General features: G+C 63.8%; 16 protein-coding genes. 13 read left to right on the plus strand and 3 right to left on the minus strand.

What is annotated here, in order from left to right:
- Window positions 1-156 precede the first annotated feature (156 nt).
- Window positions 157-828, plus strand: coding sequence for a glutathione S-transferase family protein (locus QHC67_RS02680; RefSeq protein WP_319290643.1), 672 nt, complete (start codon window positions 157-159; stop codon window positions 826-828).
- Window positions 829-841: 13 nt separating this feature from the next.
- On the opposite strand, the gene QHC67_RS02685 is transcribed toward QHC67_RS02680, so the two are convergent.
- The gene (locus QHC67_RS02685; RefSeq protein ID WP_319290645.1) at window positions 842-1,030 is read right to left on the minus strand and encodes a hypothetical protein; all 189 of its coding nucleotides are present in this window, start codon (window positions 1,028-1,030) and stop codon (window positions 842-844) included.
- A gap of 200 nt (window positions 1,031-1,230) precedes the next feature.
- Window positions 1,231-1,863: a glutathione S-transferase family protein gene (locus QHC67_RS02690; protein ID WP_319290647.1), complete on the minus strand. Its 633-nt coding sequence runs from the start codon at window positions 1,861-1,863 to the stop codon at window positions 1,231-1,233.
- Window positions 1,864-1,954: 91 nt separating this feature from the next.
- On the opposite strand from QHC67_RS02690, the gene lnt reads away from it, so the two are divergent.
- The 3 genes from lnt to trmB all read left to right on the plus strand — a co-directional run bounded on the left by lnt (window position 1,955) and on the right by trmB (window position 5,631).
- The gene (lnt, locus tag QHC67_RS02695) at window positions 1,955-3,580 is read left to right on the plus strand and encodes an apolipoprotein N-acyltransferase (RefSeq protein ID WP_319290748.1); all 1,626 of its coding nucleotides are present in this window, start codon (window positions 1,955-1,957) and stop codon (window positions 3,578-3,580) included.
- Between the two features lie 44 nt (window positions 3,581-3,624).
- Window positions 3,625-4,824, plus strand: coding sequence for a methionine adenosyltransferase (metK, locus tag QHC67_RS02700; RefSeq protein WP_319290649.1), 1,200 nt, complete (start codon window positions 3,625-3,627; stop codon window positions 4,822-4,824).
- Between the two features lie 126 nt (window positions 4,825-4,950).
- A complete protein-coding gene (gene trmB, locus QHC67_RS02705; protein WP_319290651.1) occupies window positions 4,951-5,631 on the plus strand; it encodes a tRNA (guanine(46)-N(7))-methyltransferase TrmB in 681 nt (226 codons plus the stop codon).
- 56 nt (window positions 5,632-5,687) lie between these two features.
- On the opposite strand, the gene QHC67_RS02710 is transcribed toward trmB, so the two are convergent.
- Window positions 5,688-6,239 (minus strand): hypothetical protein, encoded by a 552-nt coding sequence (locus tag QHC67_RS02710; protein WP_319290653.1) that lies wholly within the window; start codon window positions 6,237-6,239, stop codon window positions 5,688-5,690.
- Between the two features lie 290 nt (window positions 6,240-6,529).
- On the opposite strand from QHC67_RS02710, the gene QHC67_RS02715 reads away from it, so the two are divergent.
- From QHC67_RS02715 to QHC67_RS02755, 9 genes are all read left to right on the plus strand, one after another.
- The gene (locus QHC67_RS02715) at window positions 6,530-7,642 is read left to right on the plus strand and encodes a sensor histidine kinase (RefSeq protein WP_319290655.1); all 1,113 of its coding nucleotides are present in this window, start codon (window positions 6,530-6,532) and stop codon (window positions 7,640-7,642) included.
- An 18-nt stretch (window positions 7,643-7,660) separates the two neighbouring features.
- Window positions 7,661-8,398: a LytTR family DNA-binding domain-containing protein gene (locus QHC67_RS02720; protein WP_319290657.1), complete on the plus strand. Its 738-nt coding sequence runs from the start codon at window positions 7,661-7,663 to the stop codon at window positions 8,396-8,398.
- 183 nt (window positions 8,399-8,581) lie between these two features.
- Window positions 8,582-9,628 (plus strand): substrate-binding domain-containing protein, encoded by a 1,047-nt coding sequence (locus QHC67_RS02725; RefSeq protein ID WP_413818478.1) that lies wholly within the window; start codon window positions 8,582-8,584, stop codon window positions 9,626-9,628.
- A gap of 4 nt (window positions 9,629-9,632) precedes the next feature.
- A complete protein-coding gene (gene pstC / locus QHC67_RS02730; RefSeq protein ID WP_319290661.1) occupies window positions 9,633-11,027 on the plus strand; it encodes a phosphate ABC transporter permease subunit PstC in 1,395 nt (464 codons plus the stop codon).
- A 160-nt stretch (window positions 11,028-11,187) separates the two neighbouring features.
- Window positions 11,188-12,390, plus strand: a complete 1,203-nt coding sequence (gene pstA / locus QHC67_RS02735; RefSeq protein WP_319290751.1) for a phosphate ABC transporter permease PstA — start codon at window positions 11,188-11,190, stop codon at window positions 12,388-12,390.
- Between the two features lie 9 nt (window positions 12,391-12,399).
- Window positions 12,400-13,191: a phosphate ABC transporter ATP-binding protein PstB gene (gene pstB, locus QHC67_RS02740; protein WP_319290663.1), complete on the plus strand. Its 792-nt coding sequence runs from the start codon at window positions 12,400-12,402 to the stop codon at window positions 13,189-13,191.
- 17 nt (window positions 13,192-13,208) lie between these two features.
- Window positions 13,209-13,907, plus strand: a complete 699-nt coding sequence (gene phoU / locus QHC67_RS02745; protein ID WP_319290665.1) for a phosphate signaling complex protein PhoU — start codon at window positions 13,209-13,211, stop codon at window positions 13,905-13,907.
- A gap of 12 nt (window positions 13,908-13,919) precedes the next feature.
- A complete protein-coding gene (gene phoB, locus QHC67_RS02750) occupies window positions 13,920-14,618 on the plus strand; it encodes a phosphate regulon transcriptional regulator PhoB (RefSeq protein ID WP_319290667.1) in 699 nt (232 codons plus the stop codon).
- Between the two features lie 586 nt (window positions 14,619-15,204).
- Window positions 15,205-16,536 (plus strand): dicarboxylate/amino acid:cation symporter, encoded by a 1,332-nt coding sequence (locus tag QHC67_RS02755; RefSeq protein ID WP_319290669.1) that lies wholly within the window; start codon window positions 15,205-15,207, stop codon window positions 16,534-16,536.
- Window positions 16,537-16,618 lie beyond the last annotated feature (82 nt).

Here is a 16,618-nt window from a genome sequence, read left to right on the forward strand (position 1 = left end):
AAGTGGATGATCGCAACGGCTTCTGGGCCGAAGCGACATGCCCTTCCGGTCCTCAACTTCACGGTCCGGATCGCGCCACGGCCGCCCATGTAAAAACACGTAGCATTGTAAGGATTGCGCCTTTCCCGATGGGCCTGCCCGGCCTAACAGGGGTGTATGTGGCAACTCTATCAATTCCCTCTGTGCCCCTTCTCCCGCAAGGTCCGCCTGCTCTTGGGCGAGAAGGGCATCGGCTATGATCTGGTTCGTGAATCGCCCTGGACGATGCGGGACGAGTTCCTCGACCTCAATCCGGCAGGCACGACTCCGGTCATGGTCGATCTGGACAAGGGTGTGACGCTGATCGACAGTCAGGCGATCTGCGAATATTTCGAGGAGACGGTCGACAAGTTCCCGCTGATCTCCGGCACCGCTGCGGGCCGCGCCGAAGTGCGGCGGCTGGTGACGTGGTTCGACCAGAATTTCTATGGCGATGTCGTCGCGCCTTTGCTCCACGAGAGGATGAAGAAGCGCATCGTACACCGCCTGTCGCCGGACGGCGGCGTGCTGCGCGAGGCGATGAAGCGCGCCAACACGCATATGGATTATATGGACTACCTGCTCGACCATCGCAGCTGGATGGGCGGCGGCACGATGAGCCTTGCCGATGTCGCGGCGGCCGCGCATCTGTCCGTCGCGGATTATCTCGGCGGGATCGACTGGACGGGCCATGAACCCGTCAAGCGCTGGTACGCAGGCTTCAAATCCCGGCCATCCTTCCGGCCGTTGCTGTCAGAGCGGATGGAGATCGTGGTGCCGCCCTCGCATTACGAGAAGCCCGACTTCTAGAAGCGCGGATGCTCTAGTTTGCTTCGGCTTTGAGGCCGAGTTGGCCCGATGCAGTCCTTCGCTCCCTGCGGTCGAGCCGATCCAGGACGAAGACAGCAAAAGCCACCGAAGTCACGCCCAGCACCGCAATCGGCGTGAGACAAATGCCTACTCCCGTTTTCACGGCATGCGTTGCTTTGCGCGACAGGGTACTGATTTCCATAAGGGCAACTCCTTAGTACCCGGCTTCATCTGCTCTTAAAACCGAACGGGGAAGTAACACAAGTGGGCTTCCGCATCCTTGCCATGAAAATCGGAGGGGCACTTGAGGAACTTGGCCCAACCCGTGGAGACGACGACTCCCAGCAGTCGGGTTTTCGCGGTCAGGGTCCTCTTATGAGCCCATGCCGCCCGGAACGGTGTTCATGGCGCTCCGACTGTAGCCCCATCCCATCCGTTCAGCCGCATGACTTCAGCCAGCACCGGAAGCGCCCGCGTCCGGTCGGCGGTGCGCGCCAGCTTGGGCGTATTCTCCCGGAACCACGCTTCCCGCGGACGCCAGCTGGTCATTGCAGTCACATAGATGTCCAATGCCGACACGCTCCCGCCAAGTACGAACGGCTCGCGCACTTGATCCTCCAGCCAGCGGTAGAGCGATTCGCGATGGCGATCGGTCGCGTTCACCAACTCATTCGGCGCGGAAGGCGCCCAACGCTCAGGATAGTCACCATAAGTGAACGTCGGATAGACGTTGGCGACCAGCCAGACCAGCAGCCGGTAGAACAGCGCACGGTCGGAGCTATTCGGCGGCGGCGCAAGTGGCGCGCCAAGATCGATGAGCCACAGGGCAATGGCGGCCGTTTCCGTCATCACCGTTCCGTCCGCCAACACCAGGGCAGGCACCTGAATCAGCGGGTTCACGGCTGCCAGCCGATCCCTTGCAGCGCCGGGCTGGTCGAAGCCTTCGACGTCGATAAAGTCGTAACTCTGCTCACCGAGGCACAGCATGGCCTCCGCAATGCCGGAACCCCAACCGCGCACGCCGTAGAGTTGCACCGCCGTCTCCTCGAACTACCGCGCGAAGATCATCGCGTCATCAGCGAAACTCTTGAACTCCAGCGCGTTTCCACGGGGGCCGTGATTGAAACTGTCACCAAAGCGCGCAATAGCAGCATTCGTGCCGCATCGTCATCCTCTGCTCGCCCGTCCCAAAGCTCTGGCGTTCGCCGCCGGGCTGATCTCCGCCACGGGGTTCGCGCCGCTGTCCTTGTGGCCAGTGACGATCCTGTGTTTCGCACTGCTGATCCTGCTGGTGCAGACGGCGCCGGATCACCGCGCGGCTTTCCTGCGCGGCTGGCTGTTCGGTGTCGGCCATTTCGCGGCAGGGCTGAACTGGATCGCGCATGCGTTCTCCTTTCAGGACGCGATGCCGCACTGGTTCGGCTATGGCGCGGTGCTGTTGCTGTCGCTGTATCTCGCCATTTACCCCGCGCTGGCGACGCTGATCGCATGGGTGGCAGTACGTCGGCTCCCCCCGCAAAAAGGCCTGAAAGGCAAGGCTGTGGGAGCGACCGCGGCCCTCTCGCTGTTGCTGGCGGCAAGCTGGATCGGCACCGAATATCTTCGCGCGACGCTGTTCACGGGTTTCGCCTGGAACCCGCTGGGCGTGATCTGGGTGCCGACATCGCTCGCGCACGCCGCGACGATCGTGGGCACTTACGGGCTGTCCGGCTTAGCCATAGTGGCGGCCGGGGCGGTGCAACTGGCGTTCAGCCGCCGCATCCGTCCGGCGCTTGCAATGGGAGCGCCCCTGGCAGCGCTCGCGGCTCTGGGCCTGGTCTGGAGCCTGTATTCAACTTCGGCCAACGCCGCAAAACAGGGGCCGGAAATCCGCATCGTCCAGCCCAATATCGGGCAGGATGTCAAATATAGCCCCGAGTTCGAGCTGGCGAACTTCGCAAAGCTCGCCAACCTCTCCGGTCGGCCCGGCACGCGCGGGCGGCTCGTGTTCTGGCCCGAGGCGGCGATCCCGGCCTTCCTCGACATGGAGCCCGAATGGCGCGACCGGCTGGCCTCGCTGCTGGGGCCGCAGGACCTGCTGCTGACGGGCGGCGAGAAGGTCTATTTCAAGCAGCAGCAGAAGGACGGCTATGTCAGCCGTGTGCTGGCGGGCGCGCGCAACAGCCTGTGGGTGCTCGATCCGAAATCGCGGCTGCTGGGCCGCTATGACAAAGCGCATCTGGTGCCCTATGGCGAATATCTGCCGATGCGCGAGATACTGGAGCCCATCGGCCTGTCACGGCTGGTTCCAGGCGACGCGGATTTCTGGCCGGGGCCGGGCGCGCGGAGCTTGCCGCTTCCCGCTGGAACCGGGCGCCCGCCGCTCAAAATGGGTGTGCAGATCTGCTACGAGATCATCTTTGCCGGGCATGTCGTGGATCAGGCCAACCGCCCCGACTTCGTCTTCAACCCCTCCAACGACGCCTGGTTCGGCAGCTGGGGTCCGCCGCAACATCTGGCGCAGGCACGGCTCCGCGCGATAGAGGAAGCGCTGCCCATCCTGCGCTCCACCCCGACTGGCATCTCTGCGGTGATCGATGCGGAGGGGCGGATCCTCGATAGCCTGCCCCTTGGCACAGCGGGCTACATCGACGCGCTGCTTCCCCCGTCCGGCGGACCGACGCTATTCTCGCACATCGGCAACTGGGCGGCGCTCCTGCTTGCCCTGGCGCTCGTCGCCTTGGCAGTTGCCAGGCGTCGCGCCAGTCACTAAGGGGCTATATAAAGTTTTGTTTATATTCTTGTGACGGGAGCATCATGCGTAACCACTTCCTCTTCACGTCCGAAAGCGTCAGCGAAGGCCATCCGGACAAGGTTGCCGACCAGATCAGCGATTCCATCGTCGATCTCTTCCTGTCGAAGGACCCCGAAGCGCGCATCGCCTGCGAAACGCTGACCACGACGCAGCTTGTCGTCCTTGCCGGTGAAATCCGCTGCAAGGGCGTTTACGAGAATGGCGAGTGGGCTCCGGGCGCTCTGGAAGAAATCGAAAGCACCGTGCGCAACACCGTCAAGAAGATCGGCTATGAGCAGGACGGCTTCCACTGGGAAAGCTTCACCTTCCACAACAATCTCCACGGCCAGTCCGCCCACATCGCACAGGGCGTCGATGCCTCGGGCAACAAGGATGAGGGCGCAGGCGATCAGGGCATCATGTTCGGTTATGCGACCGACGAGACGCCCGACCTGATGCCCGCCACGCTCTATTATTCGCACAAGATCCTGGAGCGCCTCGCCGCCGACCGCCACAACAAGGTCGTCGATTTCCTCGAGCCCGATGCCAAGAGCCAGGTCACGCTCGCCTACGAAAACGAAGTGCCGGTGCGCGCCACCGCCGTCGTCGTTTCCACCCAGCACGCCACGGGCATGGACAATGACGCGGGCCGCGCGAAACTGCGCGACTATGTAAAGGCTGCGGTCGCGGACATCTTGCCCGAAGGCTGGTTGCCCGAAGACAAGGACATCTACGTCAACCCGACCGGCTGCTTCGAGATCGGCGGCCCCGATGGCGACGCGGGCCTCACCGGCCGCAAGATCATCGTCGACACCTATGGCGGCGCATCCCCCCATGGCGGCGGCGCATTCAGCGGCAAGGACCCGACGAAGGTCGACCGTTCGGCCGCCTACATCAGCCGCTACATGGCGAAGAACATCGTCGCCGCCGGCCTCGCCCGTCGCTGCACGATTCAGCTGAGCTACGCCATCGGCGTCGCCGAGCCGCTGTCGCTCTATGTCGATACCCATGGCACCGGCACGGTCGAGGAAGCGAAGATCGAGGCCGTCCTGCCCAAGCTGCTGACGCTGACGCCGCGCGGCATCCGCACGCATCTTGGCCTCAACAAGCCGATCTACTTGAAGACCGCCGCTTACGGGCACTTCGGCCGCACCCCGGAAGGCGAGTTCTTCCCATGGGAAAAGACCGATCTCGTCGACAAGCTGAAAGCCGCGCTCGCCTGAGCGTGTAGCGCCTCCAGGCTGTGTGACCGCCACCACGCGATCGCACAGCCCGAAGGACGCCTTTCCTCGGCTGCAAATGGCGAGCATCTCTTGGCTTTCATCCCGCACGCCGCTAGGCCGCGCGGGATGAAGGACCCCACTACTCTCAACCGCCTCTACGGTCGCCGTTCCGGCCACAAACTACGCGCCGGACAAGCCGAACTGGTGGAGCAGTTGCTCCCCGCGATCAGCGTGCCCGAACAAGGGCCAGTCACGGCCGAAAGCCTGTTCGGTTACGATCGTCCGCTCCATTTCGAGATCGGCTTCGGCTCGGGCGAACATCTCGCCTATCGCGCCGACATGCTACCGGATCACGGGTTCATCGGTTGCGAGCCGTTTCTGAACGGCGTCGTCGGTGCTCTCGGTCACGTGCGGGACCAAAGGCTCGCGAACATTCGCCTGCATATGGGCAACGCCCTGGAAGTGCTGGCCAGGATCCCTGACGGCAGCCTCAGCTTCGTCTATCTGCTCCATCCGGACCCTTGGCCGAAGCTTCGCCACGCCAAGCGCCGGATGATGAACAAGGGTCCGGTGGACGTGATCTCGGCCAAACTGAAGCCGGGCGGCGAATTCCGGTTCGGCACCGACCATCCGGTATATCTGCGCTGGGCCCTGATGGTGATGAAGGACCGTAGCGATTTCGAATGGCTCGCCCATGAGCCGAAAGATTTCCTAACTCGCCCCGGCGGCTGGCCGGAAACCCGCTACGAAGCCAAGGCGCGGAGAAAAGCGCACGAGGTCTGGTACTTCCGCTACCGGAAACTGTGAGACGTGATGGCCGGCCCGCCATCGCCGGCCAGACCGTTCGACGTCGAAGAGGCGCCTCAGTTAGGCGCTTTGCTGGTATCCACCTTCTCGACCCACTCGGGGTAGAAGCTCGGCTCCCGGTTCGACCAGCCCGCCGCGGTGGCAGCCGCTTCGCTGATCGACTGCAACAGAACACGGCGCTTTTCCGGGTGGAGGTGCGGCAGGCTGGCGGCAGCGCAGAACGCACCGGGCAACCACGGCCGGGCACCTGCCCCGATCAGCCGCTCGTACAGGAAACGATAGGCCGAGAAGCTGGTGAGCCGGTCCTGCCCGAGATCGAAGGCTGACACTATGACCAGAGGTGCCATGAATGGCTCCACCTGATCGAGGCCGCTGTCATCGGGCACCATGGATTTGATCGTGTCGATGCGGTCGTAGATCCGCGACTGCGCCCGGATGCTGGCGGCTTCCACCAGATCGCGCGACCAGAGTTGCAGGGCATCGCGGCGGTGCAGGCCGATGTCGAGCGAGCGCCGGATGTAGCGCTGCGTGGATGACGGGAAGCTTGCAAACTCCCGCATTTCGGCGAGGGCCAGTTGCCCGTCAGCGGGTTTCGCGTTCGTACCCATTCTACATGCCTCCAACCATCAGGCCTCAGACAAATGGATCATGCGCCTTTCTTGGTTATCAAAGGATTAACCGCACGCTCCATCTACACACATATTCATCACGGCTTTGTGGCCGGAATAAGTGCAAGGGATCAGATTTTGAATCCGCGTGCAACAAAAAAATGTTGCAGTGCAGCATCCCTTTTCGATCCGCCGCATTCTTGCAGCACATCGACCAACTCCCGGCTCTTTTCGACCAGCGCACCATCCCGCAGGCGACAAGCGGGAGCCGTCTCCTTATGATCCCCCAAATGACAACGGATTTCGATGACGAGGAACGGGGCATTGCCCCCATTGTCGCGCTCTATTCGATCCTGGGGTTCTGGCTTTTCTACATGGCGCTGGTCACGCTGCGCTCCTACGTCATGGGCTTCGACGCGCAGGCGCCGATGGCGATCCGCCGCACCATCGTCACCATCATCGGCATAGTGGTGACATGGGGGCTATATCTGATCATCCGCCATTTCGACCGGGCGAGCCTGACCAAGCGGACACTCGTCGCCTTCACCGCCGCGATCCCCTGCGCCATCCTGATTGCGCTGGCCAATTACTATGTCTTCTATTTCTACGATCCCGCAGGCATCTTCCCCGACCTGCCAAAAGAGAAGCTGGTCGCCGAGCAAGGCTATGCCCTCAAGGAAATCGCCGAGTTCGCGATCGGGCGCTACTTCTTCCTGTCCGCATGGGCGGCGCTGTACCTCGCCTTCTCCTATGCCGCCGAAGTCCGGCGCGTGGAGCGTCGCGCCGCGCAGCTGGAAAAGACGGCGCAGCAGGCGGAGCTGCGATCGCTCCGCTATCAGGTGAACCCGCATTTCCTGTTCAACACGCTCAACTCGCTCTCCAGCCTGGTGATGGTGGACCGCCGCGACGAAGCCGAACAGATGATCATGTCGCTGTCCAACTTCTATCGCGCCAGCCTGACCGGCGATCCGCTGGAGGACGTGCCCCTCTCGGAGGAAGTGCATCTCCAGAAGCTGTATCTCGATATCGAGGCAGTGCGGTTCCCCGACCGGCTGCGCACGCTGATCGACATCCCCGCGCACGTGATGAATTGCTGCGTACCCGGCCTGATCCTGCAACCGCTGGTGGAGAACGCGATCAAATATGGCGTATCGCGAACGCCGCGTCCGGTAACGATTGCAATCTTCGCGCGGGAGGAAGACGATATGCTGATGGTCAGCGTCCGCAACGATGGCGACGTGCTGCCACAGGACCATGATCGGGGCAGCGGCATCGGCCTAGCCAATGTGCGCGACCGGCTGGCGGCGCGCTTCGGTGCGAACGGGCGGATCAATGCGCGGCCGCTGGACGGCGGAGGCTTCATCGTCGAGCTGACGCTGCCTATCGTGCGGCGGGGGTGCTGAAGCAGAAGGGGAGGACTGATGACCATCCGGACGATGATCGTCGATGACGAGCCGCTCGCGATCGAGCGCCTGCAGATGCTGTGCGCCCGCGAGCCGCGCATCTCTCTGGTCGGCACCGCGAGCGATGGCGAGGCCGCGCTGCGCATGGTCGAGGGGCTGGACCCGGACCTGCTGATGCTCGACATCGCAATGCCGCTGCTGGACGGCATCGGCGTCGCGCGCGCCGTGGGCTTGCTGGGTATCCGGCCGGCCGTGATCTTCGTGACGGCCTTCGAAGGCTTCGCCGTGGAGGCGTTCGATCTGGCCGCGATCGATTATCTGCTGAAGCCCGTCGCGCATGAGCGGCTTGTCCGCGCGATCGATCGTGTAGAGACAGCACTGGCGCATGTGCAGGCCAGCCCCTCCCCCTCACCGGCTTCCGCACCCGAATGGGCCGAGGAGTTCTGGGTGCCGCACCGTTCGGAGCTGATTCGCGTCGGCACGGACCAGATCGACCGGATCGAGGCGGAGCGCGATTATATGCGCCTGCATGTCGGCGATCACAGCTATCTGCTGCACCAGACGATCAGCGCGTTGGAACAAAGGCTGGACCCGGCGCAGTTCATCCGGCTCCATCGGTCCCACATCGTCCGCCGCGACCATATCCAGCGGCTGCGGCACGACGGAAGCGGCGTGTGGTTCGCCTGTCTGGCGAAGGGCGACGATATCCGCATCGGGCGCACCTACCTTGCCAACGCGAAAGCTATCGCTCGTTAACGCACCGCCCGAAGCCGGGTCGTTTCGATTCAAAAACGACAATTAAGGTCTCGTCACAGGCCATTGTCATCAAACTGCAACCGAACTGTCACATTGGCGCGATGAACTGCGGCTACGGCGCTGGCACGACATGTCGCGCCGGGGATTCGCGGCATCATTATCGGGAGGCTCCAGGTGAAGCATATCGTTCGTCTTGCCGTTTCAGCGATTGCGCTGTCGGCTACTCTGTCGGCCTGCCAGGACAAGGCCGGTGGCGAAGCGGCTGGCCGCGATCAGATCCGCACCGTGGGCTCCTCGACCGTATATCCCTTCGCGACGGCCGTGGCCGAGCAGTTCGTCAACGCCAATCCCGGCATGAAGTCCCCCATCATCGAATCGACCGGCACCGGCGGCGGCATGAAGCTGTTCTGCGCAGGCGTCGGCGCGCAGTTCCCCGACATCGAGAACGCCTCGCGCCGGATCAAGAAGTCCGAATTCGACGATTGCGCCAAGAATGGCGTCAAGGAAATCATCGAGATCCAGATCGGCGTCGACGGCCTCGCCTTTGCCGAGTCCAAGAAGGGCCCCGGCATGAAGCTGACGCCTGAGATCGTCTACAAGGCGCTGGCCGCGAACCCGTTCGGCAAGGGCGCGAACACGGCGCAGACGTGGAAGGATGTCGACGCCAGCCTGCCCGCCATCCCCATCTCCGTCTTCGGCCCGCCCTCGACCAGCGGCACGCGCGACTCGCTTGCCGAGCTGATCCTCGAAAAGGGCTGCCAGAGCGATCCGGCGATGAAGGCACTGAAGGACAGCAACGAGGACCAGTACAAAGCCGCCTGCACCAAGGTGCGCGAGGATGGCAAATATGTGGACTCGGGCGAGAACGACAACCTGATCGTTCAGAAGCTGGCCGCGAACCCCAACGCAGTCGGCATCTTCGGCTACAGCTTCCTGGAAGAGAACCGCGACTCGCTGAACGACATCCCTCTGAATGGCGTGGAAGCCACTTACGACAATGTCGCGACCGGCAAATATCCCGGTGCGCGCCCGCTCTACATCTACGTGAAGAAAGCGCATATTCAGGCGATACCCGGCCTGAAAGCCTTCCTCGAGACCTTCGCAGGCGCCTGGGCGCCAGGTGGCATGCTGGCCAAGCGCGGCATGGTCGCGGCGACCGAAGCCGTGCGGACAGCCAATGCGGAAGTCGTGAAGTCGCTCACCGTGTTGAACGGTGCGGACCTGAAATAAGAACGTGACAGGTCCAGCCATTTTACTGCTGCTGCTCGGCCTGGGCGTCGCCGCCTGGGTCAGCGCGCGCGCACGCGCCACGCGGCTGCAGACCAGCGCCAACGCCGGGCCGGTGCGCGGCGCGATGCACAGCCTGCCGAGCTATCACGGCTGGTACGTCGCGCTCTGGACGTTGATCCCCGGCCTCATCTTCCTGGCGGTGTGGAGCAACGTCATGCCCGCGCTCGTCACCGATGCGGTGCTGGCCGATCCCGCCGCGCAGACACTCCCGCCCGATGGTTTCGGGCGTGGCGCGATCCTGAGCGAAGCGCGCAACATCGCCAGCGGCAATCAGGCCGCGGCCTTCAATCCAGCCGCGCGGCCGCTGGTCGAACCCTATCGCGCCGCGACCAGCCGCTACGGCACGGCAGGCGTCGTGCTGGCGCTGGTGCTCGCCTTCGCGGGCGGCGCTTATGCCTTCACCCGGATCAAGCCGGATTTCCGGGCGCGGACCCGCGTCGAGCGGCTTGTCATGGCGCTGCTCCTGATTGCCTCCCTGATCGCGATCATCACGACGGTCGGGATCGTGGCGTCGCTGCTGTGGGAATCGCTCCGCTTCTTCTCCATGGTCAATCCCTTCGAGTTCCTGTTCGGCACCAAATGGTCGCCGCAGTCCGCGGCCATGGGCTATGGCAATGAAGGCGCATTCGGCGCGGTGCCCTTGTTCTGGGGCACGATCTTCATCGGCGCGATCATCGCGATGATCGTCGCGATCCCGCTCGGCCTGATGAGCGCCGTCTATCTGACGCAATATGCCAAGCCCTCGACGCGCAAGTGGATGAAGCCGATCCTCGAAGTGCTCGCGGGCGTTCCCACCGTGGTCTACGGCTATTTCGCTGCGCTGACGATCGCCCCGGCCCTGCGTGACTTTGCAGTCGCGATCGGCATTCACGGCGCATCTTCGGAAAGCGCTCTGGCGGCGGGCCTCGTCATGGGCGTGATGATCATTCCCTTCGTCTCCTCGATGGCGGACGACAGCATCGCCGCCGTGCCGCAAGCGATGCGCGACGGCAGCCTGGCGATGGGCGCGACCACGAGCGAGACGATCAAGCGCGTGCTGATCCCGGCCGCTCTCCCCGGCGTCGTCGGCGGCGTGCTGCTCGCCGTCAGCCGCGCCATCGGCGAGACGATGATCGTGGTGATGGCCGCTGGACTCGCCGCCAACCTGACGCTCAATCCCTCTGCCAGCGTGACCACGGTGACGACGCAGATCGTCCAGTTGCTGACCGGCGACCAGGAATTCGACAGCGCCAAGACGCTGGCGGCGTTCGCGCTGGGGCTGGTGCTGTTCGTGGTGACGCTGCTGCTCAACATCGTCGCGCTGCGTGTCGTGAAGAAATACCGGGAGGCTTACGAGTGATGCGCCATCCCACCCACCCATCACCGTTCGGGCTGAGCTTGTCGAAGCCTTCCACTGAACGCAGTGAAGTGTGCTTCGCCTTGGCTAAGGGCAAACGGGGAAGAATCTCGTGAGCAATAACTCCCCCACCCGCAACCCGACCGACTGGAAGGGCGACGTGATGCAGAAGCGCATCGCCGCGCGCTATGCCTCGGAGCGGCGCTTCAAGTTCCTCGGCATGGCCGCCGTGCTGCTGTCCGCCGGGTTCCTCGCCTTCCTGCTGTTCAAGATGGTGGGCGATGGCGCAGGCGGCTTCACTCGCACCGAAATCGCCGTGCCGATCGACTTCCGCTCGGCCCCTCTCGTCATCGACCCCGCAACCGTCAACGCGCAGGCGCTGTCCGGCGCCAATCTTCAGGGCGTGACCGCGCAGGCGGCAGAGACGGCGCTGGGCAAGGGCGGCGACGCGATGCTCTCGCCCAACGCCTGGCTGACGGTGCGCGACGCGATCCTGGATGACCCCAGGATCCTGACGCAGAAAATCACGCTCTCGCTCCCCGCCTCCACCGGCATCGACCTCGCCGCCAAGAGCGACGCCGGCCCCGCGGATGAAGCCGCTTATGCCCGGCTGCAAAAGGCGGGCGTGGTATCGACCGGCTTCAACAGCTCCTTCCTGACCGCGAGCGACGCGACCGATCCGACGCAGGTCGGAATCTGGGGCGCGTTCAAGGGATCGCTGCTGACGATGCTGGTGACGCTGCTGCTGAGCTTCCCGGTCGGCGTCGCGACGGCGCTCTACCTCGAGGAATATGCGCCCAAGGCGTGGTGGACCGACATCATCGAAGTGTCGATCAACAATCTTGCTGCTGTCCCCTCGATCATCTTCGGGCTGCTGGGACTGGCGATATTCCTCAACCTCCTCGACTTTCCGCGTTCGGCGGCACTGGTCGGCGGCATGACGCTGGCGCTGATGACGATGCCGGTCATCGTGATCGCCGGGCGCAACGCCATCAAGTCCGTGCCGCCCTCCATCCGCGACGCGGCGCTCGGCGTCGGCGCGTCGCCGGTGCAGGTCGTGTTCCACCATGTTCTGCCGCTCGCTCTGCCCGGCATCCTGACCGGCACGATCATCGGCATGGCGCGCGCATTGGGCGAGACCGCGCCGCTGCTAATGATCGGCATGCGCGCCTTCATCGCGACGCCACCGGGCGGGATCACCGATCCCGCGACCGTGCTGCCCGTGCAGATCTTCCTGTGGTCCGATGAAGTCAGCAGGGGATTCATCGAAAAGACGTCCGCCGCGATCATCGTGCTGCTGGCCTTCCTGCTGGCGATGAACGGCCTTGCCATCTATCTTCGCAACAAATTCGAAAAGCGCTGGTGATCCACAGATATGCTGACTGAAGAACAACAGGCGCTCAAGCCCAACAACCCGAAGATGACGGCGCGCGACGTCAACGTCTTCTACGGGACGAAGCAGGCCATCAACAACGTGTCGATCGATGTCGACATGGATAATGTGACTGCGTTCATCGGCCCCTCGGGCTGCGGCAAGTCCACATTCCTGCGCACGATGAACCGCATGAACGACACCGTCGCAAGCGCGCGGGTCGAGGGCGAGATCACGCTGGACGGCGAGAATATCTACGCCCCGTCGATGGACGTGGTGCAGCTTCGCGCGCGCGTCGGCATGGTGTTCCAGAAGCCCAATCCCTTCCCCAAGTCGATCTACGAGAACATCGCCTACGGCCCGCGCATTCACGGCCTTGCCAGCGCAAAGGCCGACATGGACGTGATCGTCGAGAAGTCGCTGCGGCGCGCGGGTCTCTGGGAAGAAGTGAAGGACCGCTTGCACGACAGCGGCACCGCGCTTTCAGGCGGACAGCAGCAGCGCCTCTGCATCGGCCGCGCCATCGCCGTGGAGCCCGAAGTCATCCTGATGGACGAGCCCTGCTCGGCGCTCGACCCCATCGCGACCGCCAAGATCGAGGAGCTGATCCACGAACTGCGCGGGCGCTACGCGATCGTGATCGTCACGCACAACATGCAGCAGGCGGCGCGCGTGTCGCAGCGGACGGCCTTCTTCCATCTCGGCACGCTGGTAGAATATGGCGTCACGTCCGATATCTTCACCAACCCGAAGGCGGATCGCACGCGGGACTACATCACCGGCCGCTACGGCTGACCGGGGGAGAGACAGACATGGTTGAACATACGGTCAAGGCCTTCGATCAGGACATCAACGCGCTACGCGGGTTGATTGCGGAGATGGGCGGACGCGCCGAAGCAAGCCTCGAAAACGCGATGATGGCGCTGATCCGCCGCGATCGCGATTTAGCGCGGCAGGTCGTGGCCGACGATCCGAAGATCGACGCGCTGGAAGAACAGGTCGAGCGGCTGGTGGTGCAGACCATCGCCCTGCGTGCGCCGATGGCGAACGACCTGCGCGAAGTCGTCGCGGCGTTGAAGATTGCTGGTGTGGTCGAGCGGATCGGCGATTACGGCAAGAACATCGCCAAGCGCGTGCCGCTGATCGTCGCGAACCGGCAGCTTGAACTCATGTCGCTGCTCCCCTCCATGGGGCAGATCGCGGGCGAGATGGTGCACGATGCGCTCAACGCCTTCGCGGCGCGCGACGCCGATCTGGCGGTCGCCGTGATCGAGCGCGACAAGGTAGTCGACGATTTCTACAACAGCATCTTCCGCACGCTGCTGACCTACATGGCCGAAAATCCGAAGATGATCTCGGAAAGCGCGCACCTGCTGTTCGTCGCCAAGAATATCGAGCGGATCGGCGACCATGCGACCAACGTTGCCGAGATGGTGTTCTACGCGGCCACTGGCCAATATCTCCCCGATCGCGAACGCGGTGAAACGCCCGAGGATATCTCCGGCAAATAAGGACGACAGGCGATGGCGCGAGCCAAGATGTTGCTGGTGGAAGACGATGCGGCGCTGGCCGAGCTTCTGATCTGGCATTTCAAGCGCGAGGATTTCGAAGTCGCGCATACCGTCGACGGCGAGGAAGCGCTGATCCTGGCGCAGGAAGACGCGCCGGACATCGTGCTGCTCGACTGGATGGTGGAGAGCCTGTCCGGCATCGAAGTATGCCGCCGCCTGCGCCGGATGACCGGCACCGCCAACGTGCCGATCATCATGCTGACCGCGCGCGGCGAGGAAGAGGATCGGGTACGCGGCCTTGAGACTGGCGCGGACGATTATGTGACCAAGCCCTTTTCGCCTCGCGAACTGGTGGCGCGCGTGGGTGCGGTGCTGCGCCGGGTGCGGCCTGCGCTGGCGGGCGAAACGCTCTCCTTCGCGGACATCGAGATGGACACGGTCGGGCACAAGGTCCGTCGCGCCGGACAGACGGTATCGCTCGGACCCACGGAATTCCGGCTGCTCAAGCACTTTCTGGAGCATCCCGGCTGGGTCTTCTCGCGCGAACGGCTGCTCGACAGCGTGTGGGGGCAGGACAGCGACATCGAGCTTCGCACCGTCGACGTGCACATCCGGCGGCTGCGCAAGGCGATCAACGGCGAGAGCCATCGCGACATCATCCGCACGGTTCGGTCGGCGGGCTACGCGCTGGATACCGACGGAGCCTATTGATCCGCGAGCGGAACGAAGCAGCGGTTCGCGCGTCTTTTACGTGCGCGGCCACCAGTCGCGGCGTTTCGAAGGACAGGACTGCGCGCAGGCGATCTATCGTCTGGATCACGACGCGGATGCCGTCGCCTTCGAAGTGCGTCGCGCGGGCCGGTCGAACTGAGGCTGTCGGGCAGGGACCGATCGGCCCGCGCAATAGGGAGCGCACGCCTTCCCCGCCATTGCCGTCGGACGTAATTCCCTGTCCTACACCTCCCGTCCTCCGCTACGCTCTGCTCCTACCCCAAACCCGAGCCCGAGCCCTGCAAGCACGTGAACGCCGCAACCCTTCCGATCCTCACCCGGGCGACCAGCCGAACGGCACATGACGCCCTCGACGCATTGGCAACCAACGCTGTGGGTGGGAACCGGGGAGGGCCAACCGGGGGGTGACGTAGTGCCACCTTTGTCACCTTCCGGCCCAACACGCGCCTCTTGCTCGACCCACCGCACGGCACTGGCGGCTTGCGTTGCGGCAACCGTTCTGCCTTGATAGGCACATTCAACAGCATCGGGGTCGATCCCTCGAACATATCTTCCGGGGGACCGCATGGCCAAGCGCCTTACTTCCATCATCCTGATCGCCATGGTTCTGGGCGTGATCGTCGGCTTCATCACGAACCAGTGGATCGGCGCGGACAAGGATCAGGCGAAGGACGTCGCGGGCTATTTTCACTTGCTCGCCGACATCTTCCTGCACCTCATAAAGATGATCATCGCGCCCCTTGTGTTCGCCACGCTGGTGTCCGGCATCGCCAACATGGGCGACAGCGCCGCGCTGGGGCGGATCGGCGGGCGGGCGCTGTTGTGGTTCATCACCGCCAGCCTGATCTCGCTCAGCCTCGGCCTCGTCTTCGTCAATTTCTTCGAGCCCGGCGTCGGCCTCAACCTCGTCCAGAGCGGCGCGGATGCCGGCGTCGATACCAAGGCGCTCAATTTCCGCGACTTCGTGCTGCACGTCTTCCCGACGTCGATGGTGGACGCGATGGCGACCAACGCCATCCTCCAGATCGTCGTCTTCTCGCTCTTCATCGGCATCGCGCTGACCGCCATAGGCGAGCGCGGCAAGCCGATCCTCCACGTGGTCGAAGCCCTGGTCGACCTGATGCTGCAAGTCACAAGCTATGTGATGAAGGTCGCCCCGCTCGCGGTCTTCGGCGCCATTGCATCGGTCGTGACGGTGCAGGGCCTTAGCGTGCTCATTACCTTCGGGCAGCTGATCGGCGAGTTCTACCTGGCGCTGCTGACCCTCTGGATCATCCTCGGCTTTGCGGGTTTCCTCGTCCTCGGCAGCCGCGTCTTCACCCTCGCCCGCTATGTCCGCGAACCGCTGCTGATCGCCTATTCCACGGCATCATCGGAGGCTGCCTACCCCAAGCTGCTGGAACAGCTCGACCGCTTCGGCGTCCCCCGCCGCATCTCCAGCTTCGTGCTGCCTTTGGGCTACAGCTTCAATCTGGACGGTTCGATGATGTACGCGTCCTTCGCGACGATCTTCATCGCGCAGGCTTACGGCATCCACTTGCCGCTGGCGACGCAGATCACGATCCTGCTGGTGCTGATGATCACCAGCAAGGGCATCGCCGCAGTCCCCCGCGCGTCACTGGTGGTGGTCGCGGCGACGCTGGCGCAGTTCAATCTGCCGGTCGAGGGCGTGGCCTTCATCCTCGCCATCGACCAGTTCCTCGACATGGGCCGCACCGCCACCAACGTCGTCGGCAACGCCATCGCGACCTCCGTGGTGACGAAGTGGGAGGGGATGCTGGAAGTCGAGGAACCCGAATATATCGAACCCCCTCACGCCCCCTCGCACACGGCCGCGGCGGGGGCGGCGGGACTGGACCTCGCGCCCGATATGCTGAGGGATGAACGGAAGGGGTGAGGAGAACCCTTCATCACCCACCAACCGTTCATGCTGAGTAAGGACTGAGCTTGTCGAAGGCCCATATCGAAGCATCCCGCGC

It is taken from the genome of Sphingobium sp. (genome assembly GCF_033795625.1).
GTDB lineage: Bacteria > Pseudomonadota > Alphaproteobacteria > Sphingomonadales > Sphingomonadaceae > Sphingobium.

Bases quoted from the DNA above. Each gene is read 5' to 3' on its own strand.
- QHC67_RS02680 (WP_319290643.1), top strand. From the start codon at position 157: ATGTGGCAACTCTATCAATTCCCTCTGTGCCCCTTCTCCCGCAAGGTC.
- QHC67_RS02685 (WP_319290645.1), bottom strand. From the start codon at position 1,030: ATGGAAATCAGTACCCTGTCGCGCAAAGCAACGCATGCCGTGAAAACG.
- metK (WP_319290649.1), top strand. From the start codon at position 3,625: ATGCGTAACCACTTCCTCTTCACGTCCGAAAGCGTCAGCGAAGGCCAT.
- trmB (WP_319290651.1), top strand. From the start codon at position 4,951: ATGAAGGACCCCACTACTCTCAACCGCCTCTACGGTCGCCGTTCCGGC.
- QHC67_RS02710 (WP_319290653.1), bottom strand. From the start codon at position 6,239: ATGGGTACGAACGCGAAACCCGCTGACGGGCAACTGGCCCTCGCCGAA.
- QHC67_RS02715 (WP_319290655.1), top strand. From the start codon at position 6,530: ATGACAACGGATTTCGATGACGAGGAACGGGGCATTGCCCCCATTGTC.
- QHC67_RS02720 (WP_319290657.1), top strand. From the start codon at position 7,661: ATGACCATCCGGACGATGATCGTCGATGACGAGCCGCTCGCGATCGAG.
- pstA (WP_319290751.1), top strand. From the start codon at position 11,188: ATGCAGAAGCGCATCGCCGCGCGCTATGCCTCGGAGCGGCGCTTCAAG.
- pstB (WP_319290663.1), top strand. From the start codon at position 12,400: ATGCTGACTGAAGAACAACAGGCGCTCAAGCCCAACAACCCGAAGATG.
- phoU (WP_319290665.1), top strand. From the start codon at position 13,209: ATGGTTGAACATACGGTCAAGGCCTTCGATCAGGACATCAACGCGCTA.
- phoB (WP_319290667.1), top strand. From the start codon at position 13,920: ATGGCGCGAGCCAAGATGTTGCTGGTGGAAGACGATGCGGCGCTGGCC.
- QHC67_RS02755 (WP_319290669.1), top strand. From the start codon at position 15,205: ATGGCCAAGCGCCTTACTTCCATCATCCTGATCGCCATGGTTCTGGGC.